This window comes from Bacteroides sp. 3_2_5, from assembly GCF_000159855.2.
GTDB lineage: Bacteria > Bacteroidota > Bacteroidia > Bacteroidales > Bacteroidaceae > Bacteroides > Bacteroides fragilis.
In genome coordinates this window covers 1,455,482-1,475,272 of the sequence record NZ_JH636044.1, presented here as the reverse complement: position 1 = coordinate 1,475,272, position 19,791 = coordinate 1,455,482, and the positions used below count along the sequence as shown (strand labels likewise).

The window sequence follows — 19,791 nt, the reverse complement described above, 5'->3', positions numbered from 1 at the left end:
CGTTTGAATATATCACTAATAAGAGAGCAGGTCCCTCCATCAAGCGTTTTTTTATTTTTTCACAAGTACCATTACCAGTGTTCCGTCTGCACTATAAAATCCGATACCTCCTCCGGATAACACATCGAATGACTTCACCTCGTTGATAGCTTTCATCACTTTGCCTTCCACTTCCATATCAGGACAAGCCATCATAGTAGAAATAACATTAGGGAAAGAAATGGAACGGGGATTCTCCTTATCTGTTTCAAATCCTCCATTAATCAAATTACATCCCGCATTGCCATGAATGGACTTCTTCTTCACGTCAAAATTGATAAACGGTTGTTTTTCCATGCCCGAAGGGATAGCTTCTCCATTCACTTCTTCGATTTTCCATTCACCATTCAAAGCAGACAACTTTACATCCGAAGCTTTCTTCTGAAGAACGACTACCGGACGATTGGAAGCGTTGCAAAGAGCCATATTATGTTTACCCAGTTTTTTATAACTCTTCACCTGTCCCAATGCATTCAGCACATTTTGTTCTGTCGTCATATCCGGACAAGCCATACGGGTACTCCCCAATCGGCTCATATCGATAGTACCGGGTTTTGAATTGAGATCTATAGATCCCATCATCCGGTTACAACCACTATTACCATATACTTTACCCGTAGCTGTATCAAAACCAATAAACGGCAATTCCTGATTTTCTGCCGGCACAATGGCCGAGCCATTCACTTCAATGATATTCCATTCACCATTTAAAGATGATAAAGAAGCGGCTTCTTTTGTCGAACCGCAAGATGACATAGCGAATACTGCACTCACCATACAAATTGAAAGTAATACTTTTTTCATTGTCATACTGTTTAAGTTAAATATCGGCGCAAATATATAAAAAAATAACATAAAGTTGATACATTTGCCGAATTAAGATAAACAGAACAAACAAACGAATAGTTCAATTTAACAAAATATAATCATGAAAAGACGCCTCAGAACCTTATTACTCCTTCTTTTGATAGCCACCAGAACATTACTTGCACAAAACAGCCATTTTGCAAGTTCCTCCTCCCCCGACTCCCTATCACCCGATGAAGAAACGGATTTCATAACAACACATTTCTCCTTAAAGCAGTTATGTAAATGGACACCCGGAATGAAGTTTATGTTCATCCCCGATAGTAGTGATGAATTCGTCCCCATATTATGCAAATATGAAGATGGGAAAGAAGTCGACAACGATTTGCTCAAAAGTAAAACGCTGGAATATACCGGTTCGGAAGAAACTGTACATGAAACGTATATCGGCAAGATTTATACTTCCCGATTCATATTCCAGTGTGAAGATCATAAATACTATTATGAGATGAAAGATGTCAAACTGAACGATTTGTGTGATCAAAATCCGTATGCCAGCATCCCTGCCCTCGTCTATCTGCAAGATGTAAACAAGGCCAAGGAATTATTAATTGGGAAAACGCTCTATACGCGTACTACCATAGCAAAAACAGACGATGCCAACAGCTATTCAGGATATAGAGAAGTCAATATCGCGAAAGGTGAACCTGTCAAAATTACAACAATAGATGTCGGTAACAAGTCCTTCCCGGTAAAAATCACTTTTATTGACCGCAAGGGAGTTTCTTATTATATTGATGTAGCCATGTCCAGAATCAACTCCGGTATGGAACCTGCAGATTTTCAAGCGGAGAAAAGAATAAACTATTTTCCAAATGCATTTTCTTTCACCAATCCGGATGTCAAAACCAGAGAGTCTATCCAGTCCAAATACATCGGACAGTCTGTTTATCCTCAAAAGACAATTCGGGTCAAGCAAACAGAGTTATTACGTTATACCCCATTACATATCAAAGATGTACAACCTGAAAAGGCAGGAACATCAGCTACACTCCTTCTGACAGATATTCAAGGAAACACATATCAAGTCAAAGTAGATTTGAAATATGATCCGATCCTTAAAAATGAAGATTTCATAGAGGACCTTTTCGGATTCTCCGACATACGAAAGAAATATCCAAACATTAGTGAATCCAACTGGCTTATGCTTGCCAAAGGAGAAGTAAAACCGGGCATGACAACCGAAGAATGCAAATTAGCAATAGGAGAACCGATAGAAATCAGAGTTCGGACAGACACCCGCTTTGAAACCTGGTTATATAGAGGAAAGATATTGGAATTTGAAAATGGCATCTTGCTCCGGGCTAAATAAAGAAACTTAAATCGTCGAATATTCTGAAATAATGCCGTATATTTGTTCCATCAACAATTCTTAAATTCTTAATTTAAAATTCTTAATTAAAGAAATGGGTAGAGTTCTTATTATCGGTGCAGGCGGTGTAGGTACCGTTGTAGCACACAAAGTGGCACAAAATGCCGATGTATTTACTGATATCATGATCGCCAGCCGCACGAAGTCAAAATGTGACGACATCGTGAAAGCCATCGGCAATCCCAACATAAAAACAGCCCAAGTGGATGCTGATAATGTGGACGAACTGGTAGCACTCTTCAACGATTTTAAACCGGAAATGGTCATTAACGTTGCATTGCCTTATCAGGACCTGACCATCATGGAAGCCTGCCTAAAAGCAGGAGTCAACTACCTGGATACCGCTAATTATGAGCCTAAAGATGAAGCTCACTTTGAGTACAGTTGGCAATGGGCCTATCATGAACGTTTCAAAGAAGCCGGCCTCACCGCCATTTTAGGTTGTGGATTCGATCCGGGAGTAAGTGGTATTTATACGGCATATGCCGCCAAACATTATTTTGATGAGATTCAATATCTGGATATAGTAGACTGCAATGCCGGAAATCATCATAAAGCTTTTGCAACAAACTTCAATCCAGAAATCAATATCCGCGAGATCACCCAGAACGGACGTTATTATGAAAATGGCCAATGGGTGACCACAGGTCCACTGGAAATTCATAAAGATCTGACATATCCAAACATCGGTCCTCGTGATTCATATCTGTTGTATCACGAAGAATTGGAATCATTAGTCAAAAACTTCCCGACCATCAAACGAGCACGTTTCTGGATGACATTCGGTCAGGAATATCTGACTCATTTGCGTGTGATTCAGAATATCGGAATGGCGCGTATTGACGAAATAGATTACAATGGACAAAAGATCGTTCCGCTGCAATTCCTGAAAGCCGTGTTACCTAATCCTCAGGATTTGGGTGAAAATTACGAAGGTGAAACTTCTATCGGTTGCCGCATTCGTGGTCTGAAAGATGGCAAAGAACGCACTTACTATGTATATAATAACTGTAGTCACGAAGAGGCATATAAAGAAACAGGTATGCAAGGAGTAAGTTATACCACAGGCGTACCGGCTATGATCGGTGCCATGATGTTCTTTAAAGGCGAATGGAAACGTCCGGGTGTAAACAACGTGGAAGAGTTTAATCCGGATCCGTTTATGGAACAATTGAATAAACAAGGCTTGCCTTGGCACGAAGTATTCGATGGAAATTTGGAACTGTAATCAACATAACAATATGCCTATTGGCTATGCCTAACCCTAAGTAAGTCAATCGGCATATTTATTATTGGAAGAATCATCAAAAATGAACGTAGGAGATAAAGCCCCAGAATTGCTGGGTATCAATGAAAAGGGTGAAGAGGTACGCCTCAACAACTATAAAGGAAGAAAAATCGTCCTTTATTTCTACCCTAAAGATAACACTTCCGGCTGTACGGCCCAAGCCTGTAGCCTTCGGGATAATTACGCAGAGCTACGTAAAGCCGGATATGAAGTGATCGGTGTAAGTGTAGACAATGAAAAGTCACACCAAAAATTTATTGAGAAAAACAATCTGCCATTCACCCTGATTGCCGATACTGATAAAAAATTGGTAGAGCAATTTGGAGTATGGGGAGAAAAAAAGCTATATGGCCGTGCTTATATGGGTACTTTACGTACAACTTTCCTTATCAATGAAGAGGGAGTTATCGAACGGATCATCGGACCCAAAGAAGTAAAGACCAAAGAACACGCTTCACAAATTTTATAAATCGATCATTATGGCAAAGAAAGAAGACGAATTAAACTTTGAAACAGATAATAATAAAATGGCATCAAGCGAAAAATTAAAAGCCTTACAGGCTGCCATGGACAAGATAGAGAAAAGCTTCGGTAAAGGTTCTATCATGAAAATGGGTGAAGAAGTGGTAGAACAAGTAGAAGTAATTCCAACAGGTTCGATAGCACTGAATGCTGCATTAGGCGTAGGCGGTTATCCCCGTGGAAGAATCATTGAAATTTATGGTCCGGAATCATCCGGTAAAACGACACTGGCCATCCACGCCATTGCAGAAGCACAAAAAGCCGGTGGAATTGCCGCTTTCATTGATGCGGAACATGCTTTTGACCGCTTCTATGCGGCTAAACTGGGAGTAGATGTGGATAACCTGTTCATCTCGCAACCCGATAACGGAGAACAGGCGTTGGAAATTGCAGAGCAATTGATACGCTCTTCAGCTATTGACATCATCGTAGTGGACTCTGTAGCCGCCTTGACTCCGAAAGCTGAAATTGAAGGGGATATGGGTGACAACAAAGTGGGCTTGCAAGCCCGCCTAATGTCACAGGCATTACGTAAGTTAACATCAGCTGTAAGCAAGACTCGTACAACCTGTATCTTCATCAACCAGTTGCGTGAGAAAATCGGTGTAATGTTCGGTAATCCGGAAACAACAACCGGTGGTAATGCATTAAAATTCTATGCTTCCGTACGTTTGGATATCCGCGGTTCACAGCAGATCAAAGACGGTGAAGAAGTGATTGGTAAGCAGACGAAAGTCAAAGTTGTGAAAAATAAGGTAGCTCCTCCTTTCCGCAAGGCAGAATTCGATATTATGTTTGGTGAAGGCATATCACATTCGGGAGAAATCATTGACCTGGGAGCGGATTTGGGAATTATCAAGAAAAGCGGTTCATGGTATAGCTACAACGACACCAAATTGGGCCAAGGTCGTGATGCAGCAAAACAATGTATCGCCGACAATCCAGAACTTGCCGAAGAACTGGAAGGACTGATCTTTGAAAAGTTGAGAGAGCACAAGTAAGTGTAATCAATAAACAACGATCGGCAGTGTTCTATCGAACAACCGCCGATCGTTTATTATATATCTTAATTCATCATATTCCGTTTTTCCAATGCCAACGGATAATATTTATTCAGCAGCATAGCCCACTCCGCTACCAACTCGATAGGTATGCCCGGACCATTTTCATCGTTAGATTCGGCAAACATCCTTAACCGGTCGTCCAAGATAACCAAACGTCGTATCTCCGGCTCTCTCTCACCTAATACTTCTACAATAATGTCCAATTTTGTTGTTTCATTTTGACTCATAGTATCTATTTTTAATTCAGTCATTAAAAGTACATCTTTTTCGCCAAAGATCTTCATCTTACTTATTCTTTTTTCGCTTTCTTTGTAACAAAATTCCTCCCGTTACGTCTTAAGGATATAAACATTGACAAGAACGAACACATGGATACCGAAAGTTTTAAAAGAGAGTTTCTACCCTATCATCGCAAGCTGTACTGCGTGGCCTATCGGCTATTGGAGAATGCTGCTGATGCGGAAGACTTAGTGCAAGAAGCCTATCTGAAGCTGTGGGATAAACGGGAAGGACTGTCGGTTATCAGCAATCCTGAAGCATTCAGTGTCACTTTAGTAAAAAATATGTGTTTTGATTTGCTTCGTTCAGGAAAGTATGTTCTGTCCCGACAAAGCGTGGAGCTATCAGCCGCCCAAGATGTTTTTCAACCGGACAATCTGGAAGCACGTGAAGGGGTACGACAAATAAAAGATATTATTGCCCACTTACCCGAACAACAGCAACGAATCATAAATATGCGCGATATTAAAGGTTGTTCATACGAAGAGATAGAACAAGTCACTGGATTAAACTCTATAAACGTCCGTGTGCTACTGTCACGGGCAAGAAAAAAGATACGTGAAGAATTTAATAAATGGAATAATTATGAAAGTCGAAGAAATTGAAAGGCTGCTCGCCGAATTTTATGAGGGAACCACTACCGAGAGCCAAGAAGAGGTGCTGAGAAATTATTTCAGAACAACGGAAGTGCCCGGACATCTGCTGAAGGACAAAGAAATTTTTCTCAATCTTTGCCCGGATGCCGACCAAGATATAGAAGTTCCTGCACATCTGGAAGACAAACTAAATCTGCTGATTGACGAAATGGCCGAGAAAGAACAACACTTTTTCCGCCCCAATAACTCCAAAAACAGCTGGCACTGGATTGGAGGGGTTGCAGCTACCATATTATTGCTTATAGGCATTGGATACGGGATTGACAATTTAAGCAAAAATGTATGCCCACCCACCCCACAAGATACATTCTCCGATCCGGAAGAAGCCTACCGGATGTTACAAGCAACTTTACTGGAGATTTCTGCCAACCTCAACTATGGACTCAATGAGGTGAAAGAAAGCCAGATAGATATGAGAAAAATACATCAAGAAGTAAGAAATGAAATTAAAAAATAAACAATTATGAAAACAATGAAATTTATTTTGGCATGCGTACTGCTATTGTCTCCTCTGCTTTGCCAGGCACAAAAAAACTTATTCAACAAGTACAATGACATGAAAGGGGTATCCTCTGTTTATATCTCTAAAGCAATGATGGAATTAAATCCGAATCTATTTATGAAGGACCTTTATATAGGTAAAGTAGCAGAACATTTGAACTCTGTCCAAGTGCTCTCTACACATGATAATAAGGTACGTGAAGAAATGGCCAAAGATATCCGTTCATTGGTGCAATCATCCAAATACGAATTATTGATGAAACAAAAAAGTACGGTTTCCGGTTCGGAAGTTTATGTAAATCGCAAAGGAAGTAAAGTGAAAGAACTGATTATGGTAATGAACGGAGCATCTTCTCTAAAATTTGTATATATGGAAGGGGACATGACTACGGATGATATCAAGAAGTTAATGTTATACCAAAGCACCAGTCAAAACTTTATAATATCAGGAGATCTGTTTTATGCAAATAATAAACCGGTTACTTACTTTAAAAAAGAAAATTCGGACAATCAAAAAGACATGGCAGAGTTAAGTGGAACCTATAATTTAAATTCGATAGATATGAATTATAAAGAAGAACTAAGTACCTTAAACGACAAATTAAAAAGAATTGAACAAGGGCTCAAAAACATAAATATAAAGTAGAAAATCATAAAATAGTTATTATACAAAATAAGGTACGATGTATTTGGGCATCGTACCTTATTTTGTATAATAACTATTTATCCTGAAATTAGAACCAATAAATATAGGCCAGAGTGCTCAAACTAATCACTACCCACAGAAGCACTCCTTGTATCAAAGGTTTGATGCCTACGGACTTCACAACATCCAATGAGAGAGAAGCTCCAATAAAGAACATAGTGATAGTCAATGTTTTGCGAGCCAACCCATTGATAGCGGCCCCCAATTCAGGTACACTACCCAACAAATAAGTATTCACAATCATAGCCAATACAAAGAAGAAGATAAACCAAGGAATACTAATCTTCTGCCCTTTGCTCTTAAATATGAACGAAGTAGCAAATGCCATCGGAATAATCCAAAGAGCACGTGTCAATTTGATGGTAGTAGCAACTTTCAAAGCTTCTTCACCGTATGCTGCACCGGCCCCCACCACAGAGCTTGTATCATGAATGGCAATTGCGGCCCATGTTCCAAATTCATGCTGACTCATATTTAAAGCGTGTCCGATCACCGGAAATATAAAAAGCGCAAGAGCATTCAATATAAATATAGTCGCCAATGCCACAGACATTTCACTATCATTAGCCTTTACTACAGGCCCTACAGCAGCAATAGCGCTACCACCACAGATAGCAGTTCCTGAACTGATGAGATAAGAGGTGTTACGATCTACCTTTAAAAACTTACGCCCAATGAACCATCCTAAAATCAGAGTGCCAATTACTGAAACAATCGTAAACTCCATTCCTTCTTTACCGGAAGCAAGAGCTGAATGTAAATTCATACCAAACCCTAATCCTACAACAGAATATTGTAATAGATATTTAGATGTCTTTTTGTTAAATTTCGGATGGGCCTGTCCACAAGTCAACGCAAAAGCTAATCCTAGAAAAAGAGCCAATGGCGGAGTAACCCATGTAGAAAATGCTTGCAAACCGGGAATATAATCCAACATTAAAAAGAAAGTCAAAATAGAAAGCAAAGAAACATAGACCGTTTTGTTGTTTGTCCTCAACGTTTTCGTAATAGCTGATACCATATCTTATTATCTTTATTTATTTTTCGGGTGCAAAGATACGGCTACTTGTCGGTATATGCCAATTGCATCTAATTATACTCTATAACTTTTTGTTATGATGCATAGCAAACTGCATCAAAACTTGTGATAACCCACTCTCCTGTCCTTGCGGTTGTGCAAAACAGAACTCACGTAGCATTGGCATACCTTTAATCTCAATAACACGAAAAGTACCTGAAAGTAATTCACGACTGATAGAACGGATAGAAACAATTCCGATACAATCTGTATGTTCTAAAAACAACTTGATACTCTCTGTACTGCCTAAATATAAAAGTACATTCAAGGATGATAATTTCATATTATGTTCGGACAAAGCTCTCTCAAAAACATCCAGTGTGCCCGAACCTCTCTCCCTGAGTACAAGCGGAATTCTGGATAGATCCTCCGGAGTTATCTCATCAGGCAATGAAAGCTTGCTACCTGTATGAACAACTGCCACTAATTCATCCTGTAAAAATGTAGTATATCTAAGATTGGGCAAGCGACAAATGCCCTCTACCAGCCCTAAATCAATGCGATGCTCCTGCAAAGCAGCCTCTATCTCTCTGGAATTCCCATTCAATAATGAAAGATTTACTTGAGGAAACTTGGCTATAAAATTAGCAAGCAAAGGAGGAAGCACATATTGAGAAATGGTAGTACTGGCACCCAATTTCAAATCGCCTATATATTCGTTATGCAGCAAATGCATTTCGTATTCCAACCGCTTATAGTCCTCCAATATCTTTTCACTATGCTCCTGCAAAAGCTTACCCGCTTCTGTCAAAGAAATCTTATTTCCCTGCCGATCGAATAACCGAACCTGATAACAAGTCTCTAATTCCTGAATATGTTTAGTTATGGCAGGCTGACTGACAAACAGCTCTTGTGAAGCCTTAGTGAAACTGAGGTTCTTAGCAACGCTTAAAAATACTTTCAGACGAAAATCAGACATAAATATAAAGGCTTATTGTCAATATTACAACTCTTCTCCCCTGATTCCCAATGCTTGCATCACGGGATATGCCAACATTTCCCATTGATATCCTTCAATACTCTCCTCCGGTTCATTCATACGGAATTGAATGGTTTCCTTATTCTTGACACCTTTTAACCGTTCCATTACCTTATCACCATATTCTTCATTGAAAGAAACCAAAATCAGCCGTTCCACATCGGCAGAATCTAAAACGATACTCAGCAGATCCAAATATAATTCTTCACGAGATACCATTTCCTCACAAGGTACACTGGCAAAAGAAAATTCTCCGAACTGACTCTTAAATGCCACCCCATTCAATTCTGCCGATAAATCGGAAGGTCGGCAATTAGACAACTGAGCCGAATCTTTATCATATACCATTAATATTTGAATTTGATTATCGCCTACTGCCATACCTGCATCAAGTACTATATAAGTTACCAGTTCCGAGAGATCAATCTCTTGCAGTTCACGCATCAAGGTTTTCTCAAAGTACTTCTTCAGATCCGTCACAACTAGATTCAGAAACGCTGCATCAATCAGTACCACATTCGAAGGAAACTTTATTTTTTCGTCCATATCGTAATTCCTTAATAATTATATTGAGGGCATAAAGATACAACATACTTCTAAAATGCTCTTACATTCGGACACAATTTCCTCTACAAAAGAAAATATATGACATTTTGACTTTTATTTTTCTTAAAAAGCTGAAAAAAAGTCAGTTTTTACCCCATGGCAAATCTTTTGCGCCTCTAATAGTGTTATTGAAAACAAGAATAAGAAAGGAGAACAAACGATATGAACTTTAACAATTTTACCATTAAATCTCAGGAAGCTGTACAAGAGGCTATTAACCTGGCACAAAGTCGGGGACAACAAGCCATCGAAACGGCTCATATCCTGTACGGAGTGATGAAGGTAGGCGAAAATGTGACTAACTTTATCTTTCAGAAGTTAGGACTGAACGGACAACAAATCTCCCTCGTACTCGATAAGCAGATCGACTCTTTCCCAAAAGTTTCCGGCGGAGAACCTTACTTGAGTAGGGAAGCGAACGAAGTCTTTCAAAAAGCAACGCAGTACTCCAAGGAAATGGGCGATGAGTTTGTTTCATTGGAACATCTTTTGCTGGCTTTACTGACAGTAAAGAGCACGGTGTCTACCATCCTGAAAGATGCAGGAATGACCGAAAAAGAATTGCGTGGTGCCATCAGTGAATTGAGAAAAGGAGAAAAGGTGACCTCTCAGTCCAGTGAAGATAATTACCAGTCACTGGAAAAATATGCCATTAACTTAAATGAAGCAGCCCGTAGTGGTAAACTCGACCCTGTGATCGGACGTGATGAAGAAATCCGACGGGTACTTCAGATTTTAAGTCGACGTACAAAAAACAATCCTATATTAATAGGTGAACCGGGTACCGGTAAAACAGCTATTGTTGAGGGATTGGCACACCGTATTCTTCGGGGTGATGTTCCTGAAAACCTGAAAAATAAACAGGTATACTCACTTGATATGGGTGCACTCGTTGCAGGAGCTAAATATAAAGGAGAATTTGAGGAACGACTGAAATCGGTAGTGAATGAGGTGAAGAAATCAGAAGGTAATATCATATTATTCATTGATGAAATCCATACTTTGGTAGGAGCAGGAAAAGGAGAAGGTGCTATGGACGCAGCTAATATTCTGAAACCTGCACTTGCCCGTGGAGAACTACGCTCTATCGGTGCTACCACTCTCGACGAATATCAGAAATATTTTGAGAAAGATAAAGCTTTGGAACGTCGTTTCCAAATAGTACAGGTAGATGAACCGGACAATCTGAGCACAATATCTATCTTACGTGGATTAAAAGAACGGTATGAAAATCACCATCACGTACGTATCAAAGATGATGCAATCATTGCTGCCGTAGAATTAAGCAGCCGGTACATCACTGACCGTTTTTTACCCGATAAAGCAATTGACCTGATGGACGAAGCTGCCGCAAAACTTCGCATGGAGGTGGATTCTGTCCCTGAAGGATTAGATGAAATCTCACGAAAGATTAAACAGCTGGAGATTGAACGAGAAGCTATAAAACGGGAAAATGATGAACCGAAATTACAGACAATCGGCAAAGAATTGGCTGAATTGAAAGAACAGGAAAAGTCATATAAAGCAAAATGGCAAAGCGAGAAAAGCCTGATGGATATAATCCAGCAGAACAAAGTTGAAATAGAAAATCTTAAATTCGAAGCTGACAAGGCAGAACGTGAGGGAAACTATGGCAAAGTTGCAGAGATTCGCTATGGCAAATTGCAGGAACTGCATAAGGAAATTGAAGATACCCAGAAAAAATTGCACGAAATGCAAGGGGATACAGCCATGATAAAAGAAGAGGTGGATGCTGAAGACATCGCTGACGTAGTATCCCGCTGGACCGGAATTCCTGTAAGCAAAATGATGCAGAGTGAAAAGGACAAATTGCTCCACCTTGAAGAAGAATTACATCAGCGTGTTATCGGACAAGACGAGGCTATTGCAGCTGTGTCTGATGCTGTACGCCGCAGCCGTGCAGGCTTACAGGATCCCAAACGACCTATTGGTTCCTTCATCTTCCTGGGCACTACAGGAGTTGGTAAAACCGAACTTGCCAAAGCGCTTGCCGAATTTCTGTTTGACGATGAAACGATGATGACCCGTATCGACATGAGCGAATACCAGGAGAAGCACAGCGTTTCGCGTTTAGTTGGAGCGCCTCCGGGATATGTAGGATATGACGAAGGCGGACAATTGACAGAGGCGATCCGTCGCAAACCCTATTCTGTAGTATTGTTTGATGAAATCGAGAAAGCACATCCGGATGTATTTAATATCTTGTTGCAGGTACTCGATGACGGACGGTTGACAGATAACAAAGGCCGTGTGGTAAACTTTAAAAATACAATCATCATTATGACCTCCAATATGGGCAGCAGCTACATACAGAGCCAGATGGAAAAACTGAACGGCGCCAACAACGAGGAAGTAGTGGAAGAAACCAAGAAAGAGGTAATGAACATGTTAAAGAAAACCATCCGTCCGGAATTCCTAAACCGTATCGATGAGACTATCATGTTCCTGCCATTAACAGAAAAAGACATAAAACAGATTGTCTTGTTACAGATTAAGAGCGTACAAAAGATGCTTGCCGGTAATGGAGTAGAACTAGAACTGACAGATGCGGCTTTGGATTTCCTCTCACAGGTCGGCTATGATCCGGAATTCGGTGCACGTCCTGTAAAAAGGGCTATTCAGAGATATTTACTCAACGATCTATCGAAAAAATTATTGGCACAGGAAGTAGACCGTAGTAAAGCAATCATTGTAGATGCACAAGGAGACGGGTTAGTTTTCCGTAACTAAAGAATTAAAAAGTAATAAACAACAGCGATTTGCCGGTATGCCTTATGGTATACCGGCTTTTCTTTTTTTTAAAGTTCAATAAATGACTCTCCTAACTTCCACCGGATAGGATAAACAGTGAATTACAAGCACATACATACCTTTTTGAGGTAATGTAAAAGTAGCAGAAGATTTTGTTGAGTGAATTTTCCCTATTAACTCACCCTGCTCACTATACAGATATACCATTGTATTAACATCCAGATGCTCTAACGATAAAACTCCGGTAAAATCATCCAGTTTCATACAAATTCCGCTATTTCTTGCTGCTTTCATGCTCTTTTCCTTCCTTCTATCCCTCCCGGTTCCCTCGAAAGAATCTTTCGTATATAAAAAAGCGTGGGAACGTTGTAATTATCGTACCTGAGGCTCTGGACTGCCACTATTCAAATAATGTACAACAACCCACGCTCGATACTATATATTTGCATATACAGCAGAGCATGAGCGTTCGTTACATTATTCCTGAATAGTGAAATTGTCCAGATTTCAAGTACAGAATAATATCTTAAAAACGCTTTTGTTCTTTTTGTGTAATATTCCTCGTAACACTGACTCTTCAGGTTCCGACGGATTGCAACAAAGATAATTAAAAAGCCCTGAATACGACAAATAAGTTCTCTAAAATATTCTATGCAAATTTCATATAGTCCTGCAAGAACAGCTTAAAAAAACTTTTGTTTATAGAGATATAATAAAAAAATAAAAGCACAATACCCTTTAATAAAGGACATTGTGCTTTTAACTAAAAGTGTGGTAGATTTATTCTGCTTCAACGGCAGTCTCTTCACCAAAGTCTGTAATTCCGTTAGAGACTAAGATATTATACCACAAAATCAATTTCTTGATATCATTGGTATATACTCTGTCACGATCAAAGTCAGGCAAAACCTCAGCCAAATATTCTCGTAATTGCTCAGAAGTAGCTTTCTTCACATCTATAGAAGCGATAGCTGCATTTTCTTTTTCTTTTATTGAACGCAACACGTCACGTAAAGGCACTTCTGAATCGTTTGTGTACATTGCTATATCTGCCAGAGAGATAATTTTTTCGTTACCATAAGCAGGGAAACGTTTCTTAGCTGCATCAATTGTTTCTACAATCAACATATTTTTACCCTGCGAAATAAGCTTATACAACCCCGGTTTGCCGGAGATAGACAAAATAGTCTTTAACATAGTATATTACTTTTATATTAGTTATTTTTTGCGGAGCAAAGGTAATGAATCTTTTGATATAGAAAAGCAATTAGCTCTAAAATCTGTGGTATCAACGGCTTTTCACCATCGTTTATTATGACGAAAGAAGCCCTCTCACATTTTTCTTCATCACTCATTTGGCTCCGGATACGCTGCATAATCTGCTCGCATGAAGCATTGTCACGCCGCACCGCACGTTCTACCCTGAGTTCCAAAGGCGCGTAGACCATCACTATACAATCAACTTCATCCGCAAAGCCCGATTCTATCAGAATTGCCGATTCCATACCTATTATATCCAGACACTCTTTGTGTGAACTCCATTGCCTGAAATGCTCCTTAACCCTCGGATGTATGATTCCATTAACCTGAGAAGCATGCGTCGAAGAAGCGAAAAGATATGTGGCCAGTAAAGTCTTATTTAATTTGCCGCCAGAAAAAACCTCCTCTCCTACTAAATCACACAACTCTTTACGAATAACAGGATCAGTGGCCACTACTTTCTTTGACTCTTCATCCGAGATATAGACAGGAACTCCCATCACTTCAAGTAAATGTGAAACGACACTTTTACCACTACCGATTCCGCCGGTTATTCCAATTTTAATTGCCATCAGAAGAGAGTTGTTCTATCAAAAAATCAACCTGTTCCGGATGGATTCGCACATGACTTACTCCACGTGGAAGAGATTTCAATTTTACAGTATATTTATCAGTACCCAATTTCAAAAGTTCTTCATAAGAAACATTCACAACAAAGTCACTTGCGTTAACTTCGCGAAAACGACTTAATCCAACTTGAAACGTAACCTGAACTTTAGATGGAAATGCCCTCAATACCTTATCTGCAGGAAAATTGATACCACGTAATAAGACTTCAACTGTTTTCTCCGTATATATATCCACGGGTAAAGTCAAATCAATAGCCCCGGGAACAAATTTGGCCCCCTTTACTCCGGCAAGCGCTATTCGCTGCTTCAATGTATCCATTACATTTTCAAAATTAACTTTTTGCGTATAAGCTGCCGTTATTGTATCCAATATAGCCACAGGGGCATATACCAAAACAGAATCCGGAGAATAGATCGTATCGGAAATATAATATTGGCGCCCTGCAACGACTTTACCTTCCAATTTGACAGGCACTAGTTTAGACTTTCCGGTAGAATAGATATACTCAAGAGTATCAGGCTTTACAGACAGCAAACGGGTCGATACATTAAGTTGTCCTGCTATTTTTTTCTCAAGTTCCGACGCATAAATCTTCACATGATTATCAGGTACTTTCGACTCGGAAAAATCGATATTAACGGGAAAAAAGCTTTTACCCAACATATAGTTCAGCAACACCGTTCCTTTATCTTTTACTTTAATGCGGAGTTCAGAAGGAGGTTCAGAAGTTAAAACCACATGATTGGGCACTCCTTTCAAACGGACAGGAATAGAAAATTCTGCTTCATAATCATTGTTTAACGTTTGAAGCAACCAAAATCCGCCTGCAATAAAAAAGAAAAATAAAAAAATTAAGAACTCTCTGCTCTTATCACTAAGCAGAAAGTCCTTAATCTTTCTTGATAATTTTAAATAAATATACTTTATGTTCCTACGTTCGAACATAGGCTTTATTTATTTTTAGTTCCTTATTTCGTAGCAGACTGACTGTTGGCAGCAGAAGCATCTGCAAAAATAGAGTTCTTATCTATCTTAATTTTTACATTAGAAGCGATTTCAAGAACAATGTAATCATCATTGATTTCCTTAATCACACCATGAATGCCACCAGCAGTAATCACATTCTGGTTAACCTGGAGAGATTTGCGGAAATTAGCGATCTCTTTCTGCTTCTTGTTCTGCGGACGAATCATGAAGAAATACATGATAACAAACATTGCTATCAGCATGATCCACATCAAACTACCGTCAGGGCCAGCAGCAGGAGCTTGAAAAAATACAGTTAATAGGTTCATAAAATAATCAGTTTTATTAGTTTTTTAATCTATTTAGACAAAGGTATTAGTTTTTTGTCAACTTACCTTCTTTTTTTAATTGATTAACTATTCCGTCCAATGTACCATTGATAAAGCTACCGCTTTTCACTGTACTATAGAGTTTAGCAATCTCTACATACTCATTTAACGAAACGCTGACCGGAATGTTCGGAAAACTAAGAATTTCTGCTAATGCACATTGCATAATAATTACATCCATGAAAGCTACACGATCCAAATCCCAGTTCTTTGTATTTTCACTGATCAAGTGCCGGTAATAGTCGGCATTTAAAATGGCCCGACGGAACAAACGGCGTGCAAACTCCTGGTCTTCGTCATCTTTGAACTCGGGTAACAATGGTTGGTTAGCTCCCTGTTTTTCTTCAAAACGCTTAATGGTCTTCAATACAAATGTATCGACAATCTCCTTATCATCATTCCAATATAAACTCTGATCTTCCAACACCTGATCTAACGAATCATTATTAAAAACGAAAGTTTTATAGAGTTTTCTCCATAATTCACGATCTGCTTCATAAGATTTGTCAGAAGAAGCCATATACTCCTTGTATATATCGGATGCAATAATCTTTTCGTATAATTCTTTAATGAAGTCCTGATCATTAGCCCAGGTCCTTTTCTGATTAGCTATAAATTCGCTCAATTGTTTATTCACTTCGAGTTGTGCAACAAATTTATTTTCCACAAACTTCATGTTAGGATACAACTCTTCTTTAGTCGGCGCTAGTTTAGCTTTCGCTGTGTCGATGCGTTTTTGTGCATATTCCGTCAAAGCAATCATAAGCATCAGCAAATAGTTGTACAGATCATAAGCCTTTGAGAGGCTAAAGAACAACTCTTTCTCCGCTGAGTCTAAATTTTTGCTGCCGTTTTGATAGTAAGCATACACTATCTGTATGATCTTTAGACGAATAAGAACTCTGTTAATCATAATCTTAATTAATACTGTTATTAACGAATTGCAAAAGTAGACATTTTTAATGAGTTTACACAAATAAATCACATTTTTTAATGCAGTATTTCATTCTCTTTCCTTTTTCTTTTGACAGTTTAAAAAAAATATCCAATTTTGAAGCCAATTATAAACAGACCTAACAATATGGAAGATTTTAAAAAGAAAATAGGAACAGACATGAATGATAAAGAGATCGTATTCTCAAAATCAATAAAGGCCGGTAAACGTATATATTACCTGGACGTTAAAAAGAACCGCAAAGATGAAATGTTTCTTGCCATTACCGAAAGCAAGAAAGTTGTGATGGGCGAAGGAGATGACTCTCAAGTAAGCTTTGAAAAGCACAAAATTTTCTTGTATAAAGAGGATTTTGGTAAATTCATGGCCGGACTCGAACAAGCTATCAACTTCATCAATCAGAATCAAGAATATACAGAAGATTCCGAATCGGAGGAAAAAGTCGAACCTGAAAGTGAACCGGAGACTACAGTTTTGGATAGCGAAATCAAAATTGACATTGATTTTGAATAATTAAAGGCATCAATTCTTTGATATTTCAGAAAGAAAGTGTAATTTTGCACCGCTTTTTGCACATCGTGTGATAACCACATCGTGTGATGGTGAATTAAGCAAGCAAAATAACTTAATTTAGAGTAACACAAAAAATTTCAAGAAATGAGATCAATTGAAGTAAAAGGAACTGCAAGAACAATTGCAGAACGCTCTTCTGAACAGGCAAGAGCTTTGAAAGAAATTCGTAACAACGGTGGTGTACCTTGCGTACTTTACGGTGGTGAAGAAGTAGTTCACTTCACAGTGACCAACGAAGGACTTCGTAATTTGGTTTACACTCCGCATATTTATGTAGTTGATTTGGTTATTGATGGCAAAAAAGTAAATGCCATTCTGAAAGATATCCAATTCCACCCGGTAAAAGATACTATCCTGCACGTAGACTTCTATCAGATTGACGAAGCTAAACCTATTGTAATGGAAGTACCTGTACAGCTTGAAGGTCTTGCTGAAGGTGTGAAAGCCGGTGGTAAATTGGCATTGCAGATGCGTAAACTGAAAGTGAAAGCTTTGTATAATATCATTCCGGAGAAACTGACTATTAATGTATCTCACCTGGGTCTCGGTAAGACAGTAAAAGTTGGCGAACTAAGCTATGAAGGTTTAGAATTGCTGAATGCAAAAGAAGCTGTTGTATGTGCTGTTAAGTTGACTCGTGCAGCAAGAGGTGCAGCTGCTGCAGCCGGAAAATAATATCGGTTATCCCTTTAACAAAGATATCATTCAAACGCAGATTAATGCAGATTTTACGATCTGTGTTAATCTGCGTTCTTATTTAAAACAAACAGATTGAAAAGATATGAAATACTTAATTGTCGGGTTAGGCAATATTGGTCCGGAATATCATGAAACCCGCCATAATATAGGTTTTATGGTATTGGATGCTTTAGCCAGAGCAAACAACCTATCATTCACAGATGGTCGTTATGGCTTTACCACTACCCTATCTGTCAAAGGAAGACAAATGATCTTGTTAAAACCCTCGACATTCATGAATCTAAGCGGCAACGCCGTACGTTATTGGATGCAAAAAGAAAACATTCCATTAGAAAACGTATTAATCATTGTAGATGACTTAGCACTTCCCTTTGGTACCTTACGCCTGAAAAGCAAAGGCAGTGATGCCGGTCATAACGGATTAAAACACATCGCAACTATCTTGGGCACCCAAAACTATGCGCGCTTGAGATTTGGTATCGGTAATGATTTTCCAAGAGGCGGACAAATAGACTTTGTATTGGGGCATTTCACGGACGAAGACTGGAAAACAATGGATGAACGTTTGGAAACAGCCGGAGAAATCGCCAAAAGCTTCTGTTTGGCAGGTATCGACATCACGATGAATCAGTTCAACAAAAAATAATTATTCATTTTTCAATTCATAATCAAATGCCTGAAGCAAGAATAGATAAATGGATGTGGGCAGTCCGCATCTTCAAAACTCGCACAATCGCTGCAGAAGCCTGCAAGAAAGGACGAATTAGCATCAATGGGTCGTTTGTAAAAGCAGCTCGTATGATAAAACCCGGAGACGTAATCCAAGTGAAAAAACCTCCGATAACATATTCCTTTAAAGTCCTGCAAGCCATTGAAAAACGGGTGGGTGCAAAACTTGTGTCTGAAATGATGGAAAATGTAACAACCCCTGATCAATATGAACTTCTGGAGATGAGTAAAATCAGCGGTTTTATTGATCGGGCACGAGGTACGGGACGTCCAACTAAAAAAGATCGCCGGAGCATTGAGGAATTTACCACTCCCGAATTTATGGATGACTTCGATTTTGATTTCGACTTCGAAGAAGATAATGAATAAAAATCCCCGACAGCCGTCACGGACACCGGGGAGGTATAAATAAATGGACTTATTTATTTATAAAATTATCCACCCGGCCGATGGCTTATCAGCCGGATGGAGATAGAGGTCAAAACTTAAATCCGATCTTAAATGTCGGAGCGGCCAGCACACTGTAGTTGTGGCTGTCTGCCGACAGATCGCCAAGACCTGCTTGTGGGTTATACGTAGTCTTATTATACGTATATGCAAACGGATCGATCTGCGCACCGATATAGAGTGCAGGAAGAACAAAGTAGTCGACACCGATAGTCAAGGCGCCGCGAAGATTCCAACTCTCGGCAATAGATTTGCCCATAGAGGTCTCTTCATCATACTTCATTTCATTTTCACCGTAAGCAAAACCTACGCGAATACCTGTATACCACATCAGGTTAGGAACACGCTTGATGTTGAAATAACGATCAACACCTGCTGACACATTATAGGCGAACGACTGAGCATCGGCTACGG

General features: G+C 39.2%; 24 protein-coding genes. 12 read left to right on the top strand and 12 right to left on the bottom strand.

Annotation, left to right across the window (positions count from 1 at the left end):
- Positions 1–51: 51 nt before the first annotated feature.
- Positions 52–843, bottom strand: a complete 792-nt coding sequence (locus BSHG_RS11965; protein WP_005785793.1) for an META domain-containing protein — start codon at positions 841–843, stop codon at positions 52–54.
- 124 nt (positions 844–967) lie between these two features.
- On the opposite strand from BSHG_RS11965, the gene BSHG_RS11970 reads away from it, so the two are divergent.
- From BSHG_RS11970 to recA, 4 genes are all read left to right on the top strand, one after another.
- Entirely contained in the window at positions 968–2,218 is a 1,251-nt protein-coding gene (locus tag BSHG_RS11970) for a hypothetical protein (protein ID WP_008658980.1), read from the top strand.
- A 94-nt stretch (positions 2,219–2,312) separates the two neighbouring features.
- Positions 2,313–3,506, top strand: coding sequence for a saccharopine dehydrogenase family protein (locus BSHG_RS11975; RefSeq protein ID WP_005785790.1), 1,194 nt, complete (start codon positions 2,313–2,315; stop codon positions 3,504–3,506).
- A gap of 82 nt (positions 3,507–3,588) precedes the next feature.
- Positions 3,589–4,035: a thioredoxin-dependent thiol peroxidase gene (bcp, locus tag BSHG_RS11980; protein ID WP_005785789.1), complete on the top strand. Its 447-nt coding sequence runs from the start codon at positions 3,589–3,591 to the stop codon at positions 4,033–4,035.
- 10 nt (positions 4,036–4,045) lie between these two features.
- Positions 4,046–5,089: a recombinase RecA gene (recA, locus tag BSHG_RS11985; RefSeq protein ID WP_005785787.1), complete on the top strand. Its 1,044-nt coding sequence runs from the start codon at positions 4,046–4,048 to the stop codon at positions 5,087–5,089.
- Positions 5,090–5,154: 65 nt separating this feature from the next.
- On the opposite strand, the gene BSHG_RS11990 is transcribed toward recA, so the two are convergent.
- On the bottom strand, positions 5,155–5,436 hold the full coding sequence (locus BSHG_RS11990) for a hypothetical protein (protein ID WP_005785786.1): 282 nt from the start codon (positions 5,434–5,436) through the stop codon (positions 5,155–5,157).
- Between the two features lie 84 nt (positions 5,437–5,520).
- On the opposite strand from BSHG_RS11990, the gene BSHG_RS11995 reads away from it, so the two are divergent.
- From BSHG_RS11995 to BSHG_RS12005, 3 genes are read left to right on the top strand one after another with little or no spacing between them, the layout of a single operon-like run.
- On the top strand, positions 5,521–6,036 hold the full coding sequence (locus tag BSHG_RS11995) for an RNA polymerase sigma factor (RefSeq protein ID WP_005785783.1): 516 nt from the start codon (positions 5,521–5,523) through the stop codon (positions 6,034–6,036).
- Positions 6,017–6,544 (top strand): hypothetical protein, encoded by a 528-nt coding sequence (locus BSHG_RS12000; protein WP_005795692.1) that lies wholly within the window; start codon positions 6,017–6,019, stop codon positions 6,542–6,544. Before BSHG_RS11995 ends, BSHG_RS12000 begins: the two co-directional genes overlap by 20 nt.
- Before the next feature lie 6 nt (positions 6,545–6,550).
- Positions 6,551–7,234, top strand: coding sequence for a DUF4252 domain-containing protein (locus BSHG_RS12005; protein WP_005785780.1), 684 nt, complete (start codon positions 6,551–6,553; stop codon positions 7,232–7,234).
- Positions 7,235–7,322: 88 nt separating this feature from the next.
- Here the strand turns inward: BSHG_RS12005 and BSHG_RS12010 are convergent, their stop codons facing one another.
- The 3 genes from BSHG_RS12010 to BSHG_RS12020 all read right to left on the bottom strand — a co-directional run bounded on the left by BSHG_RS12010 (position 7,323) and on the right by BSHG_RS12020 (position 9,897).
- Positions 7,323–8,315 carry a YeiH family protein gene (locus tag BSHG_RS12010; RefSeq protein WP_005785778.1) on the bottom strand — a complete coding sequence of 331 codons (993 nt, stop codon included), beginning with the start codon at positions 8,313–8,315 and terminating at the stop codon, positions 7,323–7,325.
- 79 nt (positions 8,316–8,394) lie between these two features.
- Positions 8,395–9,291 (bottom strand): LysR family transcriptional regulator, encoded by an 897-nt coding sequence (locus tag BSHG_RS12015; protein WP_005785776.1) that lies wholly within the window; start codon positions 9,289–9,291, stop codon positions 8,395–8,397.
- A 24-nt stretch (positions 9,292–9,315) separates the two neighbouring features.
- The gene (locus BSHG_RS12020; RefSeq protein WP_005785774.1) at positions 9,316–9,897 is read right to left on the bottom strand and encodes a DUF6621 family protein; all 582 of its coding nucleotides are present in this window, start codon (positions 9,895–9,897) and stop codon (positions 9,316–9,318) included.
- Between the two features lie 222 nt (positions 9,898–10,119).
- On the opposite strand from BSHG_RS12020, the gene clpB reads away from it, so the two are divergent.
- The gene (gene clpB, locus BSHG_RS12025; RefSeq protein ID WP_005785772.1) at positions 10,120–12,708 is read left to right on the top strand and encodes an ATP-dependent chaperone ClpB; all 2,589 of its coding nucleotides are present in this window, start codon (positions 10,120–10,122) and stop codon (positions 12,706–12,708) included.
- A 75-nt stretch (positions 12,709–12,783) separates the two neighbouring features.
- Here the strand turns inward: clpB and BSHG_RS12030 are convergent, their stop codons facing one another.
- The 6 genes from BSHG_RS12030 to nusB form a co-directional block, all read right to left on the bottom strand.
- On the bottom strand, positions 12,784–12,993 hold the full coding sequence (locus tag BSHG_RS12030) for a hypothetical protein (protein ID WP_005785770.1): 210 nt from the start codon (positions 12,991–12,993) through the stop codon (positions 12,784–12,786).
- A 516-nt stretch (positions 12,994–13,509) separates the two neighbouring features.
- Positions 13,510–13,926 (bottom strand): DUF5606 domain-containing protein, encoded by a 417-nt coding sequence (locus tag BSHG_RS12035; protein WP_005785768.1) that lies wholly within the window; start codon positions 13,924–13,926, stop codon positions 13,510–13,512.
- Positions 13,927–13,943: 17 nt separating this feature from the next.
- Positions 13,944–14,561: a dephospho-CoA kinase gene (coaE, locus tag BSHG_RS12040; RefSeq protein ID WP_005785766.1), complete on the bottom strand. Its 618-nt coding sequence runs from the start codon at positions 14,559–14,561 to the stop codon at positions 13,944–13,946.
- Complete coding sequence (locus tag BSHG_RS12045; protein ID WP_005801064.1) at positions 14,551–15,564, bottom strand: CdaR family protein; 1,014 nt, start codon at positions 15,562–15,564, stop codon at positions 14,551–14,553. The genes coaE and BSHG_RS12045 overlap by 11 nt, the downstream gene beginning before the upstream one ends.
- 23 nt (positions 15,565–15,587) lie before the next feature.
- The gene (gene yajC / locus BSHG_RS12050) at positions 15,588–15,914 is read right to left on the bottom strand and encodes a preprotein translocase subunit YajC (RefSeq protein ID WP_005775925.1); all 327 of its coding nucleotides are present in this window, start codon (positions 15,912–15,914) and stop codon (positions 15,588–15,590) included.
- Positions 15,915–15,960: 46 nt separating this feature from the next.
- A complete protein-coding gene (gene nusB, locus BSHG_RS12055; RefSeq protein WP_008768080.1) occupies positions 15,961–16,887 on the bottom strand; it encodes a transcription antitermination factor NusB in 927 nt (308 codons plus the stop codon).
- A gap of 168 nt (positions 16,888–17,055) precedes the next feature.
- Here nusB and BSHG_RS12060 point away from each other — a divergent pair, with 168 nt between their 5' ends.
- The 4 genes from BSHG_RS12060 to BSHG_RS12075 all read left to right on the top strand — a co-directional run bounded on the left by BSHG_RS12060 (position 17,056) and on the right by BSHG_RS12075 (position 19,299).
- Positions 17,056–17,442 carry a PUR family DNA/RNA-binding protein gene (locus tag BSHG_RS12060; protein WP_005785761.1) on the top strand — a complete coding sequence of 129 codons (387 nt, stop codon included), beginning with the start codon at positions 17,056–17,058 and terminating at the stop codon, positions 17,440–17,442.
- A 144-nt stretch (positions 17,443–17,586) separates the two neighbouring features.
- Positions 17,587–18,177, top strand: a complete 591-nt coding sequence (locus BSHG_RS12065) for a 50S ribosomal protein L25/general stress protein Ctc (RefSeq protein WP_005785759.1) — start codon at positions 17,587–17,589, stop codon at positions 18,175–18,177.
- Between the two features lie 106 nt (positions 18,178–18,283).
- Entirely contained in the window at positions 18,284–18,847 is a 564-nt protein-coding gene (pth, locus tag BSHG_RS12070; protein ID WP_005785758.1) for an aminoacyl-tRNA hydrolase, read from the top strand.
- Positions 18,848–18,873: 26 nt separating this feature from the next.
- Entirely contained in the window at positions 18,874–19,299 is a 426-nt protein-coding gene (locus BSHG_RS12075) for an RNA-binding S4 domain-containing protein (protein WP_005785756.1), read from the top strand.
- A gap of 109 nt (positions 19,300–19,408) precedes the next feature.
- Here the strand turns inward: BSHG_RS12075 and BSHG_RS12080 are convergent.
- Positions 19,409–19,791, bottom strand: a 383-nt coding sequence (locus tag BSHG_RS12080) for a BT1926 family outer membrane beta-barrel protein (RefSeq protein ID WP_008658964.1), incomplete at its 5' end; no start/stop codon positions are given.

What these genes read in the sequence shown, in the direction of transcription:
- BSHG_RS11965 (WP_005785793.1), bottom strand. Translation starts at nt 843, where the DNA reads ATGAAAAAAGTATTACTTTCAATTTGTATGGTGAGTGCAGTATTCGCT.
- BSHG_RS11970 (WP_008658980.1), top strand. Translation starts at nt 968, where the DNA reads ATGAAAAGACGCCTCAGAACCTTATTACTCCTTCTTTTGATAGCCACC.
- BSHG_RS11975 (WP_005785790.1), top strand. Translation starts at nt 2,313, where the DNA reads ATGGGTAGAGTTCTTATTATCGGTGCAGGCGGTGTAGGTACCGTTGTA.
- bcp (WP_005785789.1), top strand. Translation starts at nt 3,589, where the DNA reads ATGAACGTAGGAGATAAAGCCCCAGAATTGCTGGGTATCAATGAAAAG.
- recA (WP_005785787.1), top strand. Translation starts at nt 4,046, where the DNA reads ATGGCAAAGAAAGAAGACGAATTAAACTTTGAAACAGATAATAATAAA.
- BSHG_RS11990 (WP_005785786.1), bottom strand. Translation starts at nt 5,436, where the DNA reads ATGAAGATCTTTGGCGAAAAAGATGTACTTTTAATGACTGAATTAAAA.
- BSHG_RS11995 (WP_005785783.1), top strand. Translation starts at nt 5,521, where the DNA reads ATGGATACCGAAAGTTTTAAAAGAGAGTTTCTACCCTATCATCGCAAG.
- BSHG_RS12000 (WP_005795692.1), top strand. Translation starts at nt 6,017, where the DNA reads ATGAAAGTCGAAGAAATTGAAAGGCTGCTCGCCGAATTTTATGAGGGA.
- BSHG_RS12005 (WP_005785780.1), top strand. Translation starts at nt 6,551, where the DNA reads ATGAAAACAATGAAATTTATTTTGGCATGCGTACTGCTATTGTCTCCT.
- BSHG_RS12010 (WP_005785778.1), bottom strand. Translation starts at nt 8,315, where the DNA reads ATGGTATCAGCTATTACGAAAACGTTGAGGACAAACAACAAAACGGTC.
- BSHG_RS12015 (WP_005785776.1), bottom strand. Translation starts at nt 9,291, where the DNA reads ATGTCTGATTTTCGTCTGAAAGTATTTTTAAGCGTTGCTAAGAACCTC.
- BSHG_RS12020 (WP_005785774.1), bottom strand. Translation starts at nt 9,897, where the DNA reads ATGGACGAAAAAATAAAGTTTCCTTCGAATGTGGTACTGATTGATGCA.
- clpB (WP_005785772.1), top strand. Translation starts at nt 10,120, where the DNA reads ATGAACTTTAACAATTTTACCATTAAATCTCAGGAAGCTGTACAAGAG.
- BSHG_RS12030 (WP_005785770.1), bottom strand. Translation starts at nt 12,993, where the DNA reads ATGAAACTGGATGATTTTACCGGAGTTTTATCGTTAGAGCATCTGGAT.
- BSHG_RS12035 (WP_005785768.1), bottom strand. Translation starts at nt 13,926, where the DNA reads ATGTTAAAGACTATTTTGTCTATCTCCGGCAAACCGGGGTTGTATAAG.
- coaE (WP_005785766.1), bottom strand. Translation starts at nt 14,561, where the DNA reads ATGGCAATTAAAATTGGAATAACCGGCGGAATCGGTAGTGGTAAAAGT.
- BSHG_RS12045 (WP_005801064.1), bottom strand. Translation starts at nt 15,564, where the DNA reads ATGTTCGAACGTAGGAACATAAAGTATATTTATTTAAAATTATCAAGA.
- yajC (WP_005775925.1), bottom strand. Translation starts at nt 15,914, where the DNA reads ATGAACCTATTAACTGTATTTTTTCAAGCTCCTGCTGCTGGCCCTGAC.
- nusB (WP_008768080.1), bottom strand. Translation starts at nt 16,887, where the DNA reads ATGATTAACAGAGTTCTTATTCGTCTAAAGATCATACAGATAGTGTAT.
- BSHG_RS12060 (WP_005785761.1), top strand. Translation starts at nt 17,056, where the DNA reads ATGGAAGATTTTAAAAAGAAAATAGGAACAGACATGAATGATAAAGAG.
- BSHG_RS12065 (WP_005785759.1), top strand. Translation starts at nt 17,587, where the DNA reads ATGAGATCAATTGAAGTAAAAGGAACTGCAAGAACAATTGCAGAACGC.
- pth (WP_005785758.1), top strand. Translation starts at nt 18,284, where the DNA reads ATGAAATACTTAATTGTCGGGTTAGGCAATATTGGTCCGGAATATCAT.
- BSHG_RS12075 (WP_005785756.1), top strand. Translation starts at nt 18,874, where the DNA reads ATGCCTGAAGCAAGAATAGATAAATGGATGTGGGCAGTCCGCATCTTC.